This is a genomic window from Micromonospora salmantinae (assembly GCF_022230905.1).
GTDB lineage: Bacteria > Actinomycetota > Actinomycetes > Mycobacteriales > Micromonosporaceae > Micromonospora > Micromonospora salmantinae.
In genome coordinates, this window is sequence record NZ_JAKKFG010000045.1 from 564,530 (window position 1) to 585,845 (window position 21,316).

Below are 21,316 nucleotides of genomic sequence, written 5' to 3' on the forward strand. Positions count from 1 at the left end.
CGACGTCGGCTCAGCCGGTCGGCGTGGGCGTGGGCGTGCCGGGGACACCGCCGCTCGGCGTGGGTGTGGGTGTGGGTGGGGCGGCCGGGTTCTCCACCAGACGTCGTTCCAGGTTGACCTGGGCCTGCCCGGTGCCGCCGACGGTGATGGTGTCGTACGCCTGGAGCATCTTCTGCTGGTCGAAGTAGAGCACGCTCATCGACAGCGGGGTGGGCTTCTCGCCCTCCAGGCCGCGCAGCCCGGCGCCGCCGGTGGAGCCCTCCACCATCAGCGTGGTGGGCTGCTGCCCGGGTGCCTGTGGCAGCTTGGAGACCTGCCGGGCGTGCGTGTGCCCGGCCAGCACCAGCGGGCAGGTGCCGGCGAGCGGCCCGGCCGACGCCGGGTCGTGCACGAGCGCGATGTTGACAGGTCGCGGTGAGCTGCGGACCGTCGCGGCAAGCTGGTTGCCGACCCCGATCACCTGGTCGGCCACCTGCTGGGTCAACCCGCTGCCGGCCGGGGAGGTGTTCTTGTCCGGGGTGAAGCGCGGGTCGCCGATGCCGGCGATGGTCAGCCCGGCGACCGTCGTGGTGGTGTTGTTCAGCACGATCGCGTTCGGCTGACGGGCCACCGCGGCGGCGGTCTTGCCGGAGTCGTGGTTGCCCCGGATGAAGACGTACGGCTTCTTCAGCAGGCCGATCGAGGCGACGAAGGAGGCTTCCGGTTCGCTGCCCCAGTCGGTGATGTCCCCGGTGTCGATCACCACGTCGATGCCGAACTGCTCCACGACCGTCCGGATCAGCTGCCACCCGGTGGGGTTGAGGTGCATGTCGGAGACGTGCAGCACCCGGGTGGTGCCCGGGGTCGGCTCCAACAGCGGAAGCGCCGAGACGGTGGTATAGAGCTGGCTGACGTTGCCGACCAGGCGCTGCAACTGCTCCGCGTACTTGGTGTAGTCGTTGGCGATCCGGCGGGCGTCACCGACGATGGCCGGCGCGTTGACCAGCAGCCCCTCGTAGCGTGGTTCCTCGATGGCCTGCGGACGAAGGGTCGCCGCCGCCGTGCCGAGGCTGCTGGCGGTGACCAGCAGCGCCAACCCTCCCGCCCAGGCGGTGCGCCGGACGTCCCGGAAGATCAGCCCGGCCAGGATCAACGTGACGAGCACCGACGCGCCGAGGGTACGCAGGCCGAGGCGCATCACCCCGGAGCGGACGTCCTCCACGGCGCTCTGACTGGCCCGGCTGATGCTGGCCGGGTCGTCGATCAGTGCCTCGGTGCGCCCCTGGTCGAGGGCGCCCAGCCGAACGGTGAGATGGGTCGGCCCGTCGTGGCTGTCGAGCAGCAGCGCGCCGAGCGGCGGGATGTCGACTGTGGTGCCGCCGTCCCGAGCGGGGGAGATGCTGAGACTGGCCCGGAACGGGCCGATGTCGGTGCTCACCTGGCCGCCGGCCAGCACCCCGAGCACCGCCCCGGCCAGGGCCACGGCGAGGACGGCGACGATCAGCCCGAGGCGGCGCAGCGGGCCGGCCGCGCCGACCCACCAACCCGCCGGGCGTGGTCGATCGTCACCGGTCACCGGGTCGTCCCGGTCATCGGCGTCGTCGTGCCGCTCGTCGCGTTGCCCGTCCATGCTGAAAGTCTGACCTGCCCGTCGGAAGATCTTGGCAAACCTGAACGGATGGTGACGCAATCAGCTGCGTCCGCCGTCACCACCCGCGAAGACCACCCGCAGGAGCCGGTCGTCGTCGCCCGCCGGGTCACCCCGGCCGTCGTGGTTGGAGGTGCTCACCCAGAGCGACCCGTCCGGTGCCGCGGCCACCGCACGCAGCCGACCGTACCGGTTGGTGAGCAGCTCACTGGGCTGACCGAGCAGGGTGCCGGTGTCGGTCAACTCCATCACCCAGAGGCGTTTGCCGCGCAGACAGCCGGTGACCAGCAGCCGGTCCGTGGCGGCCAGACCGGAGCAGGACGCGTCCGACGTCGCCCACTGCGCGATCGGGTCGGTGAACCGCCTGTCGCCGGCCCGACCCTCGACCTCCGGCCACCCGTAGTTGCCGCCCTTGGTGATCTGGTTGATCTCGTCCCAGGTGTTCTGGCCGAACTCGACGGCGTACATCCGCTTCGCGGCGTCCCAGGCGAGACCCTGGACGTTGCGGTGCCCCATCGACCAGACCGGGGAGTTGGGGTACGGGTTGCCGGCGGCGGGCCTGCCGTCCGGGGTGATCCGGAGGATCTTGCCGCCGAGGCTCTTCACGTCCTGGGAGAGGGGGCGCTGACCAGCGTCACCCGTGCTGACGTAGAGCTGCTTGTCGGGGCCGAAGCCCAGCCCACCGCCGTTGTGCACATTGGCTTTGGGGATGCCGGTGAGGATCGGGGTGGGCTGCCCGCCGAGTTGCAGCCGGGCGACCCGGTTGTCCCGCTCGGCGGTGTAGTAGACGAACACCGTCCGGTCCCGGGCGTAGTCGGGGGACACGGCGATGCCGAGCAGGCCACCCTCACCCGCCGCCGCCACGTCGGTGATCGTCTGCACCGGGCGGACCCGCAGCCCGTCCGGCCCGGACTCGGGCCCGACCTGGAGGATCCGGCCGTTGTCCCGCTCGGTGACCAGCGCGCCGCCGTCCGGCAGGAAGGCGATCGCCCACGGCACCCGCAGGCCCTTGGCGAGTACTGTCGCCACCGCCTGCTGGCCGGCGCCGCCGGGGCTCGCCGACGTGGACGGGGTCGGCAGGTTGGGCGGTTCGCCGGCCGGGTCGGGCTCCGGCTCACCGAAGCTGCAACCGGCGGTGAACAGCAGCGCCGCGCAGGACGCCGCGAGGGCCACCCGGAGGCGGCGGATGCGAGGGTACGGGGGACGGGCGTTCACCCGGCCCAGGGTAGCCCGCCGCGCGACCCGGCCGGGCCCGTCGAGGTGCAACGGGTGCCGATGGACCCGCCCGATCATCCCCGGTGGACCACTCACCGAGCCCGTACGGCCAGCAACGCGGTGTCGTCCTCACGGTGCCGGATCGAGGCGAGCAGCAGGTCGCACAGGCCGTCGAGGGGCAGCGTGTCGGTGCCGGTCAGCAGGCCCACCAGCTCGGCCAACCCCTCATCGATGGAGCGGTCCCGCCGTTCGATCAGCCCATCGGTGTAGAGCAGCAGGGTGTCGCCGGTCGCCAGGACGGTCGACTGGCTGCTCCGGGGCGACGGGCGGGCCAGGCCGAGCAGCGGCTCCGGCGTCGCCTCCAGGGCCTCCACCGCCCCGCCGACCCGGACCACCAGGGCCGGTGGGTGCCCGGCGTTGGACCAGGTCACCTCGTGCACACCGGCGCGTTGCGGACAGATCCGCACCAGCGTCGCGGTGGCGGCGATCGGCAGCCGCAGGCCACGGATGGCGCCATCCAGGTTGCTCATCAGTGACCCGACCGCGTCCGGCCGGCCGAAGGCATTGCCCCGCACCAGGTTGCGTAGCTGGCCCATGGTCGCCGCCGCCTCGATGTCGTGCCCGGCCACGTCCCCGATCGCCACGATCACGTCGCCGTCGGGCTGCACGAAGGCGTCGTACCAGTCACCGCCCACCTCCACCCGGTCGGCCGCCGGCTGGTAGCGGGCCGCCAACTCCAGCTCCGCCACCACCGGCAGTCGGGGCAGCATGCTGTGTTGCAGAACCTCGGCGACGTGCCGTTGCTCGCCGTACATCGAGCTGTTGCCGACGGCCTGGCCGGCCCGTCGGCCGATGTCGACAGCGGTGAGCAGGTCCCGGTCGTCGAACTGCTGACGTTGGCCACCGTTGACGAGCGTGATCGCCCCCAGCACCGTGCCGCCGACACCCCGCACCGGCACGCTCAGGTAGGAGGCGATGCCCAGCCGACTGGCGATGGAGGCCATCTCCGGGTGGGTGGTGCCCCTCGTGACGTCGGCCAGGGACGCCACGCTGCCCAGCCGGGGCTGGCCGGTCCGGAGCACCGTCCGGATGACCGACTCGGGGCTCAGCCCGGTGCGCAGCAGATCGCCGAAGCGGTCGACGTCCGCCGCGCGGGCCGGGTCCCGGTGCACCGAGACCACCTCGCGGGGCAGGCCGGTCGGCCCGATCAGGGTGAGCAGGCACCAGTCGGCGAGCAGCGGCACCATGGTGGCAGCGAGCCGGCGCAACGCGGTGCCCACGTCCAGGGTGCCAGCGAGGGTCTCGCTCACCCCGGCCACAAGCTCCAGCCGATCGTGCGCCTGCACGACCCGCCGCCGGGCCTCCTGCGCGCCGTCGAGCGCGATCCGCAGCCGCAGCTCGGACGAGCAGGCGGCGGCCAGGTCGGCCAGGGTCCGCAGCTGCGCGGCCGTCCAGGCGCGAGGTTTGCTGTCGATGGCGCAGAGCGAGCCGAGCACCCGGCCGGAGAGGTCGGTCAGCGGCATCCCGGCGTACGCGACCACGCCGAGGTCGTCGATGGCCAGGTTGTCCCGGACGTGGGGGTAGAGCCGGGCGTCCGGCAGCACCATCGACACCTCGGTGTCCACCACGTGCTGACAGAACGAGTGGCTCAGCGGAGTCTGCCGGCGCTGCGACCAGGGCTCCGGCAACCCGACCGCGCCGGGGAAGAACTGCCGGTCGGCGGAGACCAGGGAGACCAGCGCGACCGGCACGTCCAGCAGGTCACTGACCAGCCGGGCGAAGCGGTCGAACGCCTCGTCCGGGGCGGCGTCCAGCCCGGTGTCGGCGAGCGCGCGCAGCCGCTCCGGGTCGCCGAGCACCGAAGGAGGCGCGATCGAACGCCGGGCGGGGCCGGGGGAGCCGTCGGTCATCGAGCACCTGTCTGCCGGGGCGGAGGCCGACCGGCCCTCCGACCCTTCGTTATACCTCGTTGGGGTCGGAGTCGAACATCGGTGTGCTGAGTCTCGCCCGCCGTGACCCCGCGCGCCATCCCCCGGGACGCCGGTTCGCCGCCGTGCCTCCACCGGCTGCGGCGTCGGGGACTATCGTCGGCGGACGTGAAGGTATGGATTCCGCACCAGGCCGGCCTGAACCTCCTGGGCGAGCTGCCCGCGGACGTGACGGTGGAGGTCTTCGAGCACACCGATCGGATGCCGTCCGAGGCGGCCGACGTCCGCTTCTGGGTGCCGCCGTTCCTGGGTGGCTCGGACGCGACGGCGGTGTTGCGGAAGCTGCCCGACCTGGCGGTGGTGCAGTTGCTCTCCGCCGGGGCGGACGCCTGGGCCGGCCGGACACCGCCGGCTGTCACGCTGTGCGATGCCCGGGGCGTGCACGACCCCTCCACCGCCGAGTGGGTCGTCACCGCGATCCTCACCCAGCTGCGGGCGTTCCCGGCGTTCGTCCGCGCGCAGGCCGAGCGGCGCTGGACGTACGCGGAGAACACCCCGACCGACGAGCTGACCGGTAAGCGGGTGCTCATCATCGGCGCCGGCTCGATCGGGGCTGCGGTGCGTGAGCGGCTCGCCCCGTTCGACGTGAGCTTCACCCTGGTCGCCAGGACGGCCCGCCCGGAGCAGGGGGTGCACGCCGTCGAGGAACTGCCCCGGCTGCTGCCCGACGCGGACGTGGTGGTGGTGCTGGTGCCGCTCACCGACCAGACCCGTGGCCTGATCGACAAGGCGTTCCTGGCCGCGATGCCGGATGGGTCGCTGCTGGTCAACGCCGCCCGGGGCCCGGTGGCACACACCGAGGCGCTCGTCGCCGAGCTGGGCACCGGACGGATCTCGGCGGCGTTGGACGTCACCGACCCGGAGCCGCTGCCCGCCGACTCCCCGCTGTGGGTCATGCCGAACGTGCTGCTCACCCCGCACGTCGGCGGGTCGGTGCGCGGGCTGTTGCCGCGGGCCTACCGACTGGTGGGCGATCAGGTCCGCCGGTTCGCCGCCGGGCAACCGCTGATCAACACGGTGGTCGACGGCTACTGACCGGGGGTCTCCGCCGGAGCGTCCGGCAGCGGCTGGCCGGTCACCGCGACCAGTCGGGGCAGATCCGCCCCACGCACGGCCGGCAGGGTGACCTGGTGGCCGTCGTCGAGCCGGGCCACAGCGCGCCCGCGCTGGTCGGTGGTCAGCTCGAGGACCTGGTCCCAGCCGATCCGACGCTGCCCGACCAGCGCCCGGATGCGCAGCTCCCGCGCGTCGGCGTCGGTGCCGGCCCGCCAGGCCCACACCGCGACGGCGAGCGGGACGAGCAGCACCGGCAGCAGGTAGTCCCGGGCGTTGGCCAGCGGCAGGGCGCCGACGAAGGCGATGATCGCGGCCACCAGGATGGCTTGGTTGTACCGGAAGCGGACAGTGTCGGGCTTACTCACCCTCCGATGATCCCACTTCGGGTTGTTTCGGCTCGCGGCGGGCGGTGCCGGCAGCGTGCGGTACGCCGTACAGTGACACAGGTCGTTGTCTCCCCTGAGTGACCGGCAAGTAACCAATTCGGCCGTCCATCGTTGCCAATCGTGGGTAGCGGACTCGCAACGTCCGATGTCCCGCACCGCCGCACCGCCCCCGTGCCCCCTCACGAAGGCGACCGCCGTGCTCCTCGCGTACCCGTTCCGCGTTCTCGTTCCCCGCCGTGCGGCACCGGAGGCCGCCACGTCCGTGGCGGTGGCGCTGCTCCTCCTCGCCGGTTCCGTCGACCTGGTTCCGCCCTCGGTGGTGATCGCGTTGGCCGCCGGTGCCGGCGCCACGCTCGCCGGGCTGCGACTGTCCCGGCTGGCCTCCCGACGCGGCACCGATCCGACACCGCGTGCGGCGGGGGTGCTCCTCGACGCGGCGGTGGTGGCGGCGGGTCTCACCGCCGTCGTGTTGCCCCTGGCCGGCATCGGGCACAACCTCGCCGTGCTGATCGGGTCGGTGGTCGTGGCGGCCCTCTCGGCGGCCGGTCTGTACCGGCTCCCCGGCCGGTCCCGGGCGGCGGCCTCGGCCCGGTTGCGGTGGCTGGTCGAGTCGACCGGCCCGGCCGTCGGTCTGGCCCTCGCCGGCTGGTTGCTGCTGCCCCCCGACGGCCTGCCGGTCCCGGTTCGGCTGGTCGCCGCGTTGACACTCGGCGGGTTGGGCATGGCCGCGTTGAACGCGTTCGCGGGGCCACGGCGGCGCTCGGGTGCGGCGCTCTGCCGGGGCGGCGTCCTGCTCACAGTGGGCGGGCTGGTGCTGCTGGCCACGTTGCCGTCCGCGCCGGCCGGCCGGGCCGCCCTGCTGGCCGTACCCCCGTTGGTGTTCGGGATGTTGCTCGTCGCGGTCGGCGCCGCGGATGCGGCGGACGACTTCGAGTCGGTGGAGCCGGTCGCCGCGGCCTGGCCCCGGTCGGTGCTCCCCGCGGCGGTGCTGCTGCTGGCGGCGGGTCTGCACCTGGGCGCCGGCCGCGCACCGGACCGGACGAGCGTGCTGTTGGCCCTGGCGGCGGTGCCGCCCCTGGTGCTGCGCGAGCTGCTGCGCGCCGGTGACGCGTCCACGTCCGTTCGGCGGGCCGCTCATCGGCGACGGGCCGGCCGTTCGTTGCGGCACCGCCGTGCGGCCCCGGCCCGCTGGCCGGGCACACCGGAGCCGCCGCCCGGGCGAGCCCTCGACGTCGCGGAGGGCGCGGCGACCGCGACGGGTGCCGGCTCGACCTGGTCGCCTGACCACAGTTCCGCGTGGTCGGGGCTCGACCGGCGACCCGCGGCGGCGAGCGGCACCCCCGGCGACCGGGCTGCCCTGCTGGACGCCCTGGCCGCGATCGGCGACGTTCCGGCGCCGGCCGGCGCGCTGCTGCTGGTGGACCTGCACGGCACCGAGGGTTTCGGCCCGACGGCCCGGGAGGACGTGCTGGCCGAGGCGGTGCACCGGGCCCGCGCGGTCATCGCCCCCGACGATCTGGTCACCGGGTGCACGGGTACCGGCTTCGCGGTGGTCACCGCCGCCGGGCCGGTGCTGGCGTACGCGCTGGGCACCCGACTGCTGAGCGCGCTCGGCCCGCCCTACCGGCTGGCCGGCGCGATGCTGCGCGTGCAGACGAGCATCGGGTTGGCCGAGGTGAGCGGCGCCGGGCCGGCGGACGTGCTCCGGCAGGCCGAGCTGGCCCGGCGACGGGCCGTGCAGTTGGGCCGGGACCGGGTGGAGTGGTACGACGCGTTCCTGGAGGAGCAGCTGGTGCGCCGGCTCGACCTGGAGCGCGAGCTGCCCGGTGCGGTGGCGCGCGGCGAGCTGGACCTCGTCTACCAGCCGGTGGTCGACCTGGCCGACGGGCAGCCGGTCGGCGCGGAGGCGCTGTTGCGGTGGCGCAGCCCGGTGCTCGGCACTGTGCTCCCGGCCGAGTTGCTGCCGGTCGCCGAGGACCTGGACCTGGTCGGCGAGTTGGAGTGGTGGGTGCTGGACCGGGCCTGCCGACAGTTGTCCAACTGGTCGGTGGGCGTCCGGGAGCTGTGGATGGCGGTGAACGTCACGACCCGGGAGCTGACCACCCCCGACTTCGTCCAGCGGCTCGCGGCAGTGCTGGCCGCGTACGGGGTGCCGCCGGAGCGGCTGGTGGTGGAGGTGAGCGAGCCGAGAGTCGCCGGTGATCTGCCGACTGTGGTGGCTCGGCTGGCCGGGCTGCGGTCGATTGGCGTCCGCACCGCGTTGGACGACTTCCGGGCCGAGCACGCCTCGCTGGCCCAGCTTCGCCGCCTGCCGATCGACCTGCTCAAGGTGGGCCCGGAGTTGGTGGGGGCACGGCCGGACGGGCAACCGCCGCTGATCGACGTGGTGGTCAACGTGGGCGAGCGGTTGGGCGTCGAGATCGTCGCCGAGGAGTTGGAGTCGTCGACCCAGGTCGAGGGGGCGCGCCGGGGTGGTTGCCGGTACGGGCAGGGGTTCGCGCTGGCCCGTCCGGCGACGGCCGAGCGGGTCGAGGCGTACTTCGAGGAGTTTCCCTCAGCGTCTCGCTGAACCGGTTCATCTCCTCCGGGGTGGTGCGGTGCTGCCGCGCGGCGTGAGGTGGGGTGTCTCGTCCTGCACCCGCCCGGCCGGTTGCCCGGCAACGACGGCGAGCAGTTGCCGGGCGGCGTGCGCGCCGTACGCCGGGATGTCCCGGCCGAGCGCGGTCAGCGGCGGGTGCACCAGCCGGCACAGCGGCGAGTCGTCCCAGGCCACGATGGACAGATCGCCGGGCACTGTCAGGCCCATCTCCTGGGCGACGGAGAGCCCGGCGATGGCCATCACGTCGTTGTCGTAGATGACCGCCGTGGGCCGGTCGGCCGAGCTGAGCAACCGGCGGGTGGCCCGACCGCCCTCCTCGCCGGTGTAGTCGGACCAGACGGTGACCGCGTCGACCAGGCCGAGCCGCCGGCAGACCGCCGCGAAGGCGTCGGTGCGGATCTCGGTGTGCCGCAGGTCGGGCAGGCCGGCGACCCGGGCGATGCGCCGGTGCCCGAGCGCGACCAGGTACTCCACCGTCTCGGTCAGCGCTGCGGCGTCGTCGGACCAGAGACTCGCCAGCTCACCGGTGCCGCCGGGGCCGCCGATCACCACCGCCGGCAGTTGCAGCCGTTCGAGTGCGGGGATGCGACGATCGTCGGTGCGCAGGTCGCAGACGAGCACCCCGTCCACCCGTCGTTCGCCCCACCAGCGCCGGTAGACGGCGATCTCGGCGTCCGGGTCGGCCACCACCTGGAGGGTCAGCGCGTACGAGCGGGCGGAGAGTTCGGCCTCGACGCCACTGATCAGCGCCATGAAGAACGGCTCGACGCCGAGGGTCCGCGCCGGTCGGCACAGGGCCAGGCCGATCGCACCGGCGGTGGCGGCCGAGAGGGCGCGGGCGGCGCTGCTGCGGCTGAAACCGATCTCCGTGGCGATGGCGAGGATTCGCTGCCGGGTGGCCTCGGAGACGCCGGGTTGCCCGTTCAGCGCGTACGACACGGCGCCCTTGGACACCCCGGCGCGTTGGGCGACGTCGGCGATGGTCGGCCGCTTCACCGGCGTGCTCCTTCGCTCTCTGGCCGTTGACAGCCCGGATTCCGGACCGTACGGTTTCTCAGCTTATCCGGTTCAGTTGGCATCTTTCGATGCGGGAAGGTGCGGTGAAATCGTGAGCCGACAGGCACTCTACGACGGTTGGACAGTGCGGGCGGCCCCCGGAGCACAGGTGCCCGAGGAGGTCGCCGGCCGGTCCGTGCCGGCGACAGTGCCGGGCTGTGTGCACACCGACCTGCTCGACGCCGGGCTGATCCCCGACCCGTACCTCGACGACAACGAACGGGCGGTGGCCTGGATCGGGCGCACCGACTGGGTCTACCAGACCACCTTCGTCCACCGGGTGGGCGACGACGAGCGCGTCGACCTGGTCTGCGCCGGCCTGGACACCGTCGCCACGCTCACCCTCAACGGTGTGGAGGTCGGCCGCACCGCGAACATGCACCGCGGCTACCGGTTCGACGTCCGACCGCTGTTGCGCGACGGGAACAACGACCTGGTGGTCAGGTTCGACTCCGCGTACCGCTACGCCGAGGCGCAGCAGGAGCGACTCGGCGACCGGCCGAACGCCTACCCGGAGCCGTTCCACTTCATCCGCAAGATGGCCTGCAACTTCGGCTGGGACTGGGGGCCGACACTGGTCACCGCCGGCATCTGGCAGGAGATCAGCCTGCACGCCTGGTCGACCGCGCGACTGGCCACCGTCCGTCCACTGGTCACCATGGACGGTCGCGACGGCCGGGTCGAGGTGCACGTCGAGGTCGAGCGGGTCGCTGACGTCCCGCTGACCGTCCGCGCCGCAGTGGCCGGCGTCCGCGCCGAGGTGGTCGTCCCGGCCGGGCAGCGCACTGCCGTGCTGACCCTCACCGTCCGCGAGCCCGCGCTGTGGTGGCCCCGGGGGTACGGCGAGCAGGCCCGCCACCCGATCGAGGTGACACTGCACGGACCGGACGGCGACACCCTGGACAACTGGTCGCACCGCATCGGCTTCCGCTCGGTACGGCTGGACACCACACCCGACGAGCACGGCACCCCGTTCGCGCTGTCGGTGAACGACGTCCCAGTCTTCGTCCGCGGGGTCAACTGGATCCCGGACGACACGTTCCCCACCCGGATCACCCGGGCCCGGCTGGCCGAGCGCTTCGACCAGGCCCTCGCGGCCAACGTCAACCTGCTGCGGGTCTGGGGCGGCGGCCGGTACGAGTCGGCGGACTTCTACGACCTCGCCGACGAGCGCGGCCTCCTCGTCCAGCAGGACTTCCTCTTCGCCTGCGCCGCGTACCCGGAGGAGGAGCCGTTCGGCACCGAGGTGGCCGCCGAAGCCGCCGAGCAGGTGACCCGGCTCGCGCCGTACCCGTCCCTGGTGCTGTGGACCGGCAACAACGAGAACATCTGGGGCTGGCACGACTGGGACTGGCAGCAGGCCCTCGCCGGGCGCACCTGGGGGCGCGGCTACTACCTCGACGTGCTGCCCCGGATCGTCGGCGAGCTGGACCCGACCCGCCCGTACTGGCCGGGCAGCCCCTGGTCGGGCACCGAGGCGATCCACCCCAACGACCCGGCACACGGCACCACCCACATCTGGGACGTGTGGAACACCGACGACTACACCAAGTACCGGGAGTACGTCCCGCGCTTCGTTGCCGAGTTCGGCTACCAGGCCCCACCGGCGTACGCCACCCTGCGCCGGGCGATCAGCGACGAAGCGCTGGCGCACGACTCACCGGGCATGGCGCACCACCAGAAGGCGGCCGGCGGTGACGCCAAGCTCCAGCGGGGCCTCGACGCGCACCTGCCCGCCCCGGCGGACTTCGACGACTGGCACTACCTGACGCAGCTCAACCAGGCCCGGGCGATCCAGCTCGGGGTGGAGCACTTCCGCTCACACCGGGACGTCTGCGCGGGCACCATCGTCTGGCAGCTCAACGACTGCTGGCCGGTGACCTCCTGGTCGGCCGTCGACGGCGACGGCCGACGCAAACCCCTGTGGTACGCGCTGCGCCGCGCCTACGCCGACCGGCTGCTCACCGTGCAACCGCGCGACGGCGGCCTGGCCCTGGTGGCTGTCAACGAGACCGCCGAGGCATGGACCGCGACGGCCGCTGTCACCCGGTTCACGCTCACCGGGGAGCCGAGGGCGAAGACCTCGGTCGACCTCGACGTCCCGGCGTACTCCTCGGTGGTGCTGGTGCTGCCGGCGGACCTGGCGCGGTCGGAGGACGCCCGGCGCGAGTTGCTGGTCGCGGAGGCCGGTGGCACCGCGCAGCGCGCCCTGTGGTTCTTCGCCGAGGACCGGGAGGTGGACTGGCCGACGGCGGCCTGGGACGCGACGGTCGAGCCTGTCGACGGTGGGCGGCGGGTCCGGGTCACGGCCCGCACGGTGCTGCGCGACCTGACGCTCTTCCCGGACCGCCTGGACCCGACGGCATCCGTGGACAAGGCCCTGATCACCCTGCTTCCGGGCGAGTCGGCCACGTTCACCGTGCGCGCGGCCGGGGCGCTGGACCCTGCCGCCCTCACGGCCCGCCCGGTGCTGCGCTGCGTCAACGACCTCGCCTGACGTCCAAGATCGTGCTCGGTCCATGGAGTAGTGGCCTTTCACGGCTGCGAAGGCCACTACTTCCTGATGTCCGTTGCGTGACCGCTGGGTGTCTCTGTTGGCGTGTGCCTGAGGTGGCCGGGGGGTGAGGGGCGGTCGGTTGTCCTTTGCTCTGCACCCGCGGGCGCGACGGCTACGGTCTGCGACTGGTGCTTATTGGGGTGCAGAGCAAAGGGGGTGGGGGTGGCCTGTGCCCCCTCACCACGACGAGGGCAGCTGCTGATCAAGGTCTTGCCTAACCGGCCGCCGCGCTAACGCAATGGCGTTGCCTGGGACCCGCGTCGTGGCCTCGAGTTGAAGACTTGTTCAAGTGCTAAAGTCTTCGTATCGATCGGGAGGGTGCTCATGTCGGTGCCGCTGTACCAGGCCAAGGCGGAACTGTTCCGCACCCTCGGGCACCCGGTGCGCATCCGGGTCCTCGAACTGCTCCAGGACGGTCCGAAGCCGGTCCGCGACCTGCTCGCCGCCATCGAGGTCGAAGCCTCCAACCTCTCCCAGCAACTCGCCGTGCTGCGCCGCGCCGGAATGGTCACCTCACACCGCGACGGCCCCCTCGTCATGTACGCCCTCAGCACCCCGGACGTGGCCGACCTGCTGGCCGCCGGGCGGCGGATCCTGGGCGCGGTCCTCACCGACCGGGACGGCCTGCTCGGGGAGTTGCGCGCCACCGGCGCGGACAGGTGAGCGGCGCCATCCCGGTGGCCCGAGAGCGGCTCCTCGGGCTGCTGCCCGGCCGGGCCGACTGGGCCGCGGTCCACCGCTCACCGCGCCGGGACCTGCTGGCCGGGCTCACCGTGGCGGTGGTGGCGCTGCCGTTGGCCCTGGCGTTCGGTGTCACCTCCGGGCTCGGCGCCCAGGCCGGGTTGATCACTGCCGTGATCGCCGGTGCGGTGGCCGCTGTCTTCGGGGGCTCCAACCTCCAGGTCTCCGGGCCGACCGGGGCGATGACAGTGGTGCTGGTGCCGGTGGTGCAGCAGTTCGGAGCCACCGGCGTGCTGATGGTCGGGGCGATGGCTGGCCTGGTGCTGATCGCGCTCGCCGTGGCCCGCCTGGGCCGCTACGTCCGCTACCTGCCCACCCCGGTGCTGGAGGGCTTCACCGCCGGCATCGCCGTGGTCATCGCGCTGCAACAGGTGCCCGCCGCACTCGGCGTCAGCGACGCGCACGGGGAAAAGGTCTGGGCCGTCGCCTTCGACGCGGTCGCCCGTTTCGTCGTACACCCGCGGCCGGCCGCGCTCGCGGTGGCCCTCGCCGTCGCGGCGCTGATGCTGCTGGGTGCCCGGTGGCGACCCGGCCTGCCGTTCTCGCTGCTCGGTGTGGGGGCCGCCACCGTCCTCGCCGAGGTCATCCCGATCGATCTGATCCGGATCGGCGCGTTGCCGCAGGGCCTGCCCGCGCCCTCGCTCAGCTTCCTCGACCTCGGCGCACTGGGCGTGCTGCTTCCCAGCGCTCTCGCCGTCGCCGCGCTCGCCGCCCTGGAGAGTCTGCTCTCCGCCACCGTTGCCGATGGCATGACCGTCGGCGAGCGGCACGACCCGGACCGGGAACTCTTCGGTCAGGGGATGGCCAACCTCGCTGCCCCCCTCTTCGGCGGTATCCCGGCGACCGCCGCCATCGCCCGGACGGCTGTCAACGTCCGCGCCGGGGCGGCCTCGAAGCTGGCGGCTCTCACCCACGCCGTCGCCCTCGCCGCCATCGTGCTGGCCGCCGCGCCGTTGGTCGGCCGGATCCCGCTCGCCGCCCTGGCCGGGGTGCTGCTGGCCACCACCGTCCGGATGGTGGAGGCTGGTTCGCTGTGGGCGCTGGCCCGGGCCACCCGGGGTGACGCGGTGGTGCTGGTGCTCACCTTCGCCGTCACGGTGATCTGGGACCTCGTCACCGCCGTCGCGGTCGGCGTCGGCGTCGCCGTGGTGCTCGCCCTGCGCGCGGTGGCCCGCAGCGCCCGGCTGGAACAGGTGCCCCTCGACCCAGGGGAACACAGCGCCGAGGAGTACGCGCTGCTCACCGAACACATCGTCGCGTACCGGCTGGACGGGCCGCTCTTCTTCGCTGCGGCCCACACCTTCCTCCTCGAACTCTCCGAGGTCACCGACGTCCGTGTCGTCATCCTGCGAATGTCCCGGGTGACCACAATGGACGGCACCGGCGCGCACGTCCTCGGCGATGCGATCCGGCGGCTACGCGGACGCGGGATCATCGTCCTGCTCTCCGGTATCAACCCCGCACACGACGAGGTGCTGGCCACCCTGGGGGTGGCTGACGACCTGCGCCGCGAGGAGTTGCTCTTCCCGGACACGCCCGCCGCCATCCGGTACGCCCGCACCGTCGCGCTCCCCGCAGCGGGCCACCCGATCGTGCTCGATCCATGAAGTAGTGGCCTCCTCAGGTGGGGAGGCCACTACTTCCATGTTCGCGCACGATCACGCCCGGGGGCGCGATCCGACGGTCAGGCGCGGGCGGCGGCGAGCACCTGGCCGACCAGGGCGCCGGAGGTGCCGGAGCGCTCGTACTCGGGCCGGTTCAGGCTGCCACCCATCAGCGGCGCCGGGTTGCGGTGCACGGCCGGGCTGTCCGAGCTGACCAGGGCCGCGAAGTGGTACTCGTCGGCGCCGGTCGCCTCGACGATCCGGGCGATGTTGCGTGGGGTGATGCCACCGCCCGGCATGATGACGATCCGGCCGGCGGCCCGGCGCACCAGGTCGGCGATGAGCGGAGCACCCTCCAGCACGCTGACCTCCTGACCCGAGGTGAGCACCCGGTGCACGCCCAGCTCGATCAGCTGCTCCAGCGCCGCGTGCGGGTCGCGGGTCATGTCGAACGCCCGGTGGAAGGTGATGCTGGCGTCGCCCGCGGCGGCGATCAGCCGGCGGGTGGTCGGCACGTCGACGTCACCCTCGGCGGTCAACGCGCCGATCACGATGCCGTGCGCGCCGGCCGCCACCGCGGCCCGGACGTCCCGCTCCATGGCCTCGATCTCGAACGGCGAGTAGATGAAGTCGCCGGCCCGAGGACGGACGATCACGTGTACCCGGATCCGGCTGACCGCGCGCACTGTCGTCTCGATGGTGCCCAGGCTGGGGGTCAGCCCGCCGTCGAAGAGCGCGGAGCACAACTCCACCCGGTCGGCGCCGGCCTCCTCGGCGGCGACCGCTCCCTCGACGCTGTCGATGCAGATCTCGAATGTGTTCATGATTCTTCCTCTTCCGTGCGAGACGTACGAGACGATGCCGTGGTCCAGTCGATGACGGCCGTGACGGCACCAACGGGTACGCCGCCGCCGAGCACCGGCACCTGGCGCAGCGCGTCGGCCCCACCCACCGGTACGCCCACGGCGTCGAGGGCGGCGAGGGCGATGGCGGTGGTGGCTCGGGGCGAACCGTCGATCGCCTTCACCGCCACCGCGTGACCGTCCGGTGCGGCCACCGCGAGAACGCCTTCGGCCCCGCCCTTGGCGAGGACGCCGGGCAGCGCCCGCATCAGGTCGGTGTTCGGGTGCCCGTTCCAGCCGCCGACGTACTCCGGGTGTTGGCGCATGGCCTGCGCGACCAGCGCCTCGTCGCTGCCGGCCGGCGCGGTGACCAACGCCTGGAAGGTGCGGGCCAGGCCGGTCAGCGACAGGCCGAACAGCGGTGCACCGCAGCCGTCGACAGCGTGGTGCGCGATCGGCGTGCCGGCCAGCCTGGCGACGGCGGCGGCGGTTTCCCGCTGGAGCGGGTGGTCGGGGTCGAGGTAGTCGTGGGTGCTCCAGGACCGGGCGACGCAGGCGACGAGCATCGCGGCGTGCTTGCCGGAGCAGTTCATCCGGACCCGGTCGCGCTGCCCGTCGGCGCGGATCAGCCGGTCCCGGGTCGGTTCGTCCTCCGGCCAGTCCTCCGGGCAGCCGAGGGCGTTCTCGGTCAGGCCGGCCCCGGCCAGCATCGCCCGCACCACCTCGACGTGCCTGTCGTCGCCGGTGTGGCTGCCGGCGGCGAGGGCCAGCGCCGGGCCGGTCAGCTCGTCGCCCGCCGCGATCCGGCAGGCCAGTGCCTGCACCGGCTTGAGGGTGGAGCGGGGCAGCACCGGCTCGTCGGGTACGCCGGCGGCGAGGGCGACCTTTCCGTCCGGGGCGAGCACCACGACGCTGCCGTAGTGCCGGCTCTCCACGAAGCCGTTGCGCACGACCCGGGCCAGTTCGGCGTAGCGGAAGATGGTCACCGGGGAGTGTTCCCTTCGAGGAGTGGTGGGGGCAGCTCGGCGCTCCGCCGTCCGCGCCGTCCACCGAAGCGGCCGTTGCGGGCCTGGAGGACGCGGGCGAACTTCGACAGCGAGGCGTTGACGACCAGGTAGATCAGCGCCACCACCAGGAACGTCTGGATCAACAGATGGGTGTACGAGGAGAGCACCTGCCCGCTGTAGAGCAGCTCGGTGTAGCTGACCACGAAGCCGAGCGAGGTGTCCTTGAGCAGCCCGACGAGCTGGCTGACCAGTGACGGGGCGAGTTGGAGCAGCGCCTGCGGCAGGACCACCAGCGCCATCACCTGCCCGCGGCGCAGCCCGACCGCGAGCCCGGCCTCGGTCTGCCCACGGTCCAGCGCCAGGATGCCGGACCGGAAGATCTCCGCGAACGCCGCCGAGTTGGAGACCACCAGCGGCACCACGAGCTTCCAGAACAGCGGGAAGTTCAGCCCGTACTGCGGCAGGGCGAACAGCGTCACGTAGATCAGCAGCAGGGTGGGGACGGTCCGGAAGATCTCCACGTACGCGCCGGCCAGCCAGCGCAGCGGTCGGTGCGTCGACAGCCGGCCGAGCGCCAGGAGCAGTCCGAGCGCGGCGCTGAGCACTGCGGTCGCGGCGGCGGCGCGCAGCGTGGCCCACAGGCCGTTGAGCAGGTACCGCCAGATGGGCCAGGTGGTGAACGGTTCCCATCGGGCGGCGGCCAACTCGCCGTGGCTGGCGAACTGGTAGACGGCCGCGACCAGGGCACCGGCCAGGAGAACGGCGCCCAGCACTGTGGCGATCCGGATCCGCCGTTGGGCGCGCGGACCGGGTTCGTCGAAGAGGATCTGTTGCGTCTTGTTCATCGGACGATCGCCAGCCTTCGTTCGAGCAGGCCGGTGACCTGACCGATGATCAGCGCCAGCAGCATGTAGGCGAGGCCCGCGCCGGTGAAGACAGCGATCGGTTGAGCCTCGACCAGGTTGACGGTGTTGGCCGCCTGGGTCAGCTCGACCACGCCGACGGCGGCGGCCAGCGAGGTGTTCATCAGCAGCGCGATGCAGATGTTGCCGATCGGCTGGATCACCGCCCGGAGTCCCTGCGGCAGGATCACGTGCCGCAGGGACTGGCCGAAGGTGAGCCCGATGGCTCGGGCTGCCTCAGCCTGGCCCACACCGACGGTGTTGATCCCGGCGCGGATCGCCTCGGCCAGGTACGCCCCCTCGTACACCGCGATGACGATCGCGGCTGAGGTGAACAGCGGGAACGTGATGCCGATGGTCGGCAGCGCGAACACGAAGAGCACCAGTAGCGCCAGCAGCGGCAGGTTCTGGAACACCTCCACGTACGCGGTGCCGATGGCGCGCAGCAGCGGGACGGGGGCGATGCGCAGGGTGGCCACGACGATGCCCAGCAGCATCGCCCCGACGGTGGTCACGACGGTCAGTTCGACCGTCGTGACCAGGCCGTGGCCAAGCTCGCTCAGGTGGGAGGTGAGGGCTTCCATCGGTACGAGAGGCTGCTCAGGAGCCGTCGGCGGAACCGAGGGCGGGCGGGGTGGGCGCCCCACCCTCCACCACCGAGCCGAGGGTGCCTTCCCAGACCTTCGCCCAGGTGCCGTCAGCCTGGATCTTCTTCAGCCAGTTGTTGACGAACTCCTTGAACTGCGCGTCCTCCTTGTTGAGGCCGATGCCGTACGCCTCGGTGGTGAACGGCTCGCCCACCACCTTCATCCCCGGGTTCGCCTTGGCGCCCGAGGCGAGCAGCGTGAAGTCCTGCACGTACGCGTCGCCGCGCTTCTGCAGCAGCGCCTGCAACGCCTGCGGGTCGGTGCCGAAGGCGATCTGCTTCGAGCCGGGCGCGGCGGAGGGCAGCGCGGTGACGGCGGGGGTGTTCGCCCCGACGATCACGGTCTTGCCGGCGAGGTCCTTCACGCTCTTGATCGAGGTGTCGTCCTTGCGGACCCCGACGGCGAGGCCGGAGGTGAGGTACGGCCCGGCGAAGGCGACCTGGGTGGCCCGCTGCGGGGTGATCGTGTACGTCTGGAAGACCGCGTCCACCGACTTGGCCTGGAGCATGGCCTCCCGGGTCTGGGTGCCGATGGTCGTCGTCTTCACCTCGGGCTTGCCGATGATGTACTTCGCCAGCAACTTCGCCATGTCGGCGTCGAAGCCCTCGATGGTGCCGCTGACCGGGTTCTGCTGGGCGAGCAGTGGCGCGTCCAGAGATCCGCCGATGTTCAGGTAGCCGCGCTTGCGGATCGCCTCCATCGTCGAACCGGCCGGGATGTCCGCGTCGGTGGCCACCGGGGCGGCGTCGTACACCGACTGGGCGACCACGCCGTCGCCGCCCAGGCCGGGGTTGCCGGGCAACGTCGGAGCGCTGCCGCCGCTGTCGCCGCCGCAGCCGGCGGCGGCGAGGGCCACCGCCACAGCTGTGGCGGTGAGGGCGAGCGACCGCCGCCCGGTGAAGCTCATCTTGAGGATTGACATGACACCCTCCCGTTGGGGGCTAGTGCTGGAGGATCTTGGATAGGAAGTCGCGGGCCCGCTCGGTGCGCGGGGCTGCGAAGAAGTCGTCGGGTGCGCCGGATTCGACGATCCGGCCGTCGTCCATGAAGACCACCCGGTCGGCGGCGCGACGGGCGAAGCCCATCTCGTGGGTCACCACGATCATGGTCATCCCCTCGGCGGCGAGGGAGACCATCACGTCGAGCACCTCGTTGACCATTTCCGGGTCGAGGGCCGAGGTCGGCTCGTCGAAGAGCAGCACCTTCGGTTGCATCGCCAGGGCTCGGGCGATCGCGGCCCGCTGCTGCTGCCCGCCGGAGAGTTGGGCCGGGTGGTGGTCTGCCTTGTCGGCGATACCGACGCGCTCCAGCAGGGCCATCGCCTGCTGCCGCGCCTCGGGTCGGGGGATCCGGCGGACCCGGGTGGGGCCGAGGGTGATGTTGTCCAGCACCGTCTTGTGGCCGAAGAGGTTGAAGGACTGGAAGACCATGCCGACATCGGCGCGCAGCCGGGCCAGCGAGCGGCCCTCGGCGGGCAGCGGCTCACCGTCGATCTCGACGCTGCCCTGCCCGGCGGTCTCCAGCCGGTTGAGGCAGCGGCACAGTGTCGACTTGCCGGAGCCGGAGGGCCCCACCACGACGACCACCTCGCCGGCGGCCACCGTGAGGTCGATGTCCTTGAGCACGTGCAGCGGACCGAACCACTTGTTCAGGCCGCGTACCGACACCATCGGTCGGTCCGCATCCGTCGTCTTCGGTGCCACCAGACGGGCCTCACTTCCTTCGACTACAAAACTAAGTCAGCTTCATATCGAACCAACAGCGCCATCTAAAGGTAGCCAGGAAACTAAGTCAACCGGTTGCTTGAACAAACTCCGGGTGCTAAGAAGCTGACGTGACGATTGACGACGCGCCACGCGATGCCCTCCGGGGCGGCCCCCGGGAGCTACTGCGCTGGGTGGCCACCGGTGCGGCCGTCAGTCGGGCCGACCTGTCCCGCCTCTCTGGGCTCTCCCCGTCGACGGTCTCCCAGCGGGTCGAGGCGTTGATCAGCCAGGGGCTGCTGGAGGAGGCCGGCGCCGGGCGGTCCCGGGGCGGGCGGCGACCCCGCCAACTCGCCGTGCCCACCGGCGGCGCCGTTGTCGGCGCCATCGACCTCGGCGCGCATCACGCCCGCGTCGGTGCGCTGGATCTCTCCGGGCGGGTGGTCCAGGCCCGCACCCTGCCGGTCCGCATCGAGGACGGCCCGGAGGCGGTGCTCGGCGCGCTACTCGCCGAGGTCGCCACGCTGGTGGGCAGCGATCCGGCGGCCGGCGGCGGGGCGGTGGCCGGCGGCTCGGCGCCAGGCGCGCTCCGCGGCGTCGGCATCGGTATTCCCGGTCCGGTGCAGCACTCCACCGGGCGGATCGTCAGCCCGTCGCGGATGCCCGGCTGGAACGGCTTCGACGTCGCCGCGTTCTGCGCCGGCCGTGTCGACGTACCCGTCATCGTGGACAACGACGCCAACCTGATGGCGCTCGGCGCGCACCGTACCGCGCATCCGGAGTTGGACCACGCTGTCTACATCAAGGCTGGCACCGGAATCGGATCCGGTGTGATCTCCAGTGGACGGTTGCACCGGGGCGCGCAGGGATCGGCCGGGGACATCAGCCACTGCCGGGTGGTGGCCGATCCCGCGCCGCCGTGCACCTGTGGCAACGCCGGGTGCCTGGAGGCGGTGGCCAGCGGCGCCGCACTGGTCACCGCGCTGCGGGAGCAGGGTGTGCCGGTCTCCGACCTGACCGGTGTGATCCGCCTGATCGACGACGGTGACCGGCAGGCCACCGCCCTCGCCCGGCAGGCCGGTCGCGCCGTCGGCGAGATCCTGGCCGTGGTGGTCAACTTCTTCAACCCGCAGGTGGTGGCCATCGGTGGTCGGCTCGCCGACTGCGAGCCGCTGCTGGCCAGCATGCGGGCCACCCTCTACGAGCGGTGCCTCCCGCTGGCCACCCAGACCCTGCTCATCGAACGGGTCGCCGCCGGCCAGGACGTCGGCATCACCGGTGCCGCCCACCTGGTGATCGACCACGTCGTGGCGGCCGCCTGATCTCGCTCAAAGCGACTGGTGCGGTCACCTAGGGTGATCTTTTTCTGTATTGCATGTCGGGTCT

The 21,316-nt window shown here is 72.4% G+C and carries 17 protein-coding genes; 6 read left to right on the forward strand and 11 right to left on the reverse strand.

From position 1 onward, the window contains the following. Nucleotides 1-10 precede the first annotated feature (10 nt). The 3 genes from PSH03_RS31585 to PSH03_RS31595 form a co-directional block, all read right to left on the reverse strand. Nucleotides 11-1,609, reverse strand: a complete 1,599-nt coding sequence (locus PSH03_RS31585; protein WP_238691251.1) for a metallophosphoesterase — start codon at nt 1,607-1,609, stop codon at nt 11-13. Between the two features lie 60 nt (nt 1,610-1,669). After that, the gene (locus PSH03_RS31590) at nt 1,670-2,842 is read right to left on the reverse strand and encodes a PQQ-dependent sugar dehydrogenase (protein WP_238691252.1); all 1,173 of its coding nucleotides are present in this window, start codon (nt 2,840-2,842) and stop codon (nt 1,670-1,672) included. Nucleotides 2,843-2,934: 92 nt separating this feature from the next. Next, entirely contained in the window at nt 2,935-4,752 is a 1,818-nt protein-coding gene (locus PSH03_RS31595) for a SpoIIE family protein phosphatase (protein ID WP_238691253.1), read from the reverse strand. A gap of 186 nt (nt 4,753-4,938) precedes the next feature. Between PSH03_RS31595 and PSH03_RS31600 the strand changes: the two genes are divergently transcribed. Continuing rightward, complete coding sequence (locus PSH03_RS31600) at nt 4,939-5,865, forward strand: 2-hydroxyacid dehydrogenase (protein WP_238691254.1); 927 nt, start codon at nt 4,939-4,941, stop codon at nt 5,863-5,865. Here the strand turns inward: PSH03_RS31600 and PSH03_RS31605 are convergent. After that, entirely contained in the window at nt 5,859-6,251 is a 393-nt protein-coding gene (locus tag PSH03_RS31605; RefSeq protein ID WP_238691255.1) for a PH domain-containing protein, read from the reverse strand. The genes PSH03_RS31600 and PSH03_RS31605 overlap by 7 nt on opposite strands. Nucleotides 6,252-6,468: 217 nt before the next feature. On the opposite strand from PSH03_RS31605, the gene PSH03_RS31610 reads away from it, so the two are divergent. Then, nucleotides 6,469-8,841: a GGDEF domain-containing phosphodiesterase gene (locus PSH03_RS31610; protein WP_238691256.1), complete on the forward strand. Its 2,373-nt coding sequence runs from the start codon at nt 6,469-6,471 to the stop codon at nt 8,839-8,841. A 6-nt stretch (nt 8,842-8,847) separates the two neighbouring features. On the opposite strand, the gene PSH03_RS31615 is transcribed toward PSH03_RS31610, so the two are convergent. Continuing rightward, nucleotides 8,848-9,867: a LacI family DNA-binding transcriptional regulator gene (locus PSH03_RS31615; RefSeq protein WP_210781087.1), complete on the reverse strand. Its 1,020-nt coding sequence runs from the start codon at nt 9,865-9,867 to the stop codon at nt 8,848-8,850. Nucleotides 9,868-9,979: 112 nt separating this feature from the next. On the opposite strand from PSH03_RS31615, the gene PSH03_RS31620 reads away from it, so the two are divergent. From PSH03_RS31620 to PSH03_RS31630, 3 genes are all read left to right on the forward strand, one after another. After that, nucleotides 9,980-12,424: a glycoside hydrolase family 2 protein gene (locus PSH03_RS31620; protein WP_238691257.1), complete on the forward strand. Its 2,445-nt coding sequence runs from the start codon at nt 9,980-9,982 to the stop codon at nt 12,422-12,424. 384 nt (nt 12,425-12,808) lie between these two features. Next, entirely contained in the window at nt 12,809-13,147 is a 339-nt protein-coding gene (locus PSH03_RS31625) for an ArsR/SmtB family transcription factor (RefSeq protein ID WP_210781089.1), read from the forward strand. Next, nucleotides 13,144-14,832 carry a SulP family inorganic anion transporter gene (locus PSH03_RS31630; protein ID WP_210781090.1) on the forward strand — a complete coding sequence of 563 codons (1,689 nt, stop codon included), beginning with the start codon at nt 13,144-13,146 and terminating at the stop codon, nt 14,830-14,832. Before PSH03_RS31625 ends, PSH03_RS31630 begins: the two co-directional genes overlap by 4 nt. Nucleotides 14,833-14,909: 77 nt before the next feature. On the opposite strand, the gene PSH03_RS31635 is transcribed toward PSH03_RS31630, so the two are convergent. The 6 genes from PSH03_RS31635 to PSH03_RS31660 are packed head-to-tail and all read right to left on the reverse strand — an operon-like array spanning nt 14,910 to nt 19,897. Further along, on the reverse strand, nt 14,910-15,653 hold the full coding sequence (locus PSH03_RS31635; RefSeq protein WP_210781091.1) for a copper homeostasis protein CutC: 744 nt from the start codon (nt 15,651-15,653) through the stop codon (nt 14,910-14,912). Continuing rightward, a complete protein-coding gene (locus tag PSH03_RS31640) occupies nt 15,650-16,657 on the reverse strand; it encodes an asparaginase (protein WP_238691258.1) in 1,008 nt (335 codons plus the stop codon). The genes PSH03_RS31635 and PSH03_RS31640 overlap by 4 nt, the downstream gene beginning before the upstream one ends. After that, a complete protein-coding gene (locus PSH03_RS31645) occupies nt 16,654-17,523 on the reverse strand; it encodes an amino acid ABC transporter permease (protein ID WP_210781092.1) in 870 nt (289 codons plus the stop codon). The genes PSH03_RS31640 and PSH03_RS31645 overlap by 4 nt, the downstream gene beginning before the upstream one ends. Beyond that, the gene (locus tag PSH03_RS31650) at nt 17,520-18,164 is read right to left on the reverse strand and encodes an amino acid ABC transporter permease (RefSeq protein WP_091393215.1); all 645 of its coding nucleotides are present in this window, start codon (nt 18,162-18,164) and stop codon (nt 17,520-17,522) included. Before PSH03_RS31650 ends, PSH03_RS31645 begins: the two co-directional genes overlap by 4 nt. A 16-nt stretch (nt 18,165-18,180) precedes the next feature. After that, nucleotides 18,181-19,149 carry a glutamate ABC transporter substrate-binding protein gene (locus tag PSH03_RS31655; protein WP_208646673.1) on the reverse strand — a complete coding sequence of 323 codons (969 nt, stop codon included), beginning with the start codon at nt 19,147-19,149 and terminating at the stop codon, nt 18,181-18,183. 19 nt (nt 19,150-19,168) lie between these two features. Next, on the reverse strand, nt 19,169-19,897 hold the full coding sequence (locus PSH03_RS31660) for an amino acid ABC transporter ATP-binding protein (RefSeq protein WP_238691345.1): 729 nt from the start codon (nt 19,895-19,897) through the stop codon (nt 19,169-19,171). A 164-nt stretch (nt 19,898-20,061) separates the two neighbouring features. Here PSH03_RS31660 and PSH03_RS31665 point away from each other — a divergent pair, with 164 nt between their 5' ends. Continuing rightward, complete coding sequence (locus PSH03_RS31665; protein ID WP_238691259.1) at nt 20,062-21,252, forward strand: ROK family transcriptional regulator; 1,191 nt, start codon at nt 20,062-20,064, stop codon at nt 21,250-21,252. Nucleotides 21,253-21,316: the final 64 nt, after the last annotated feature.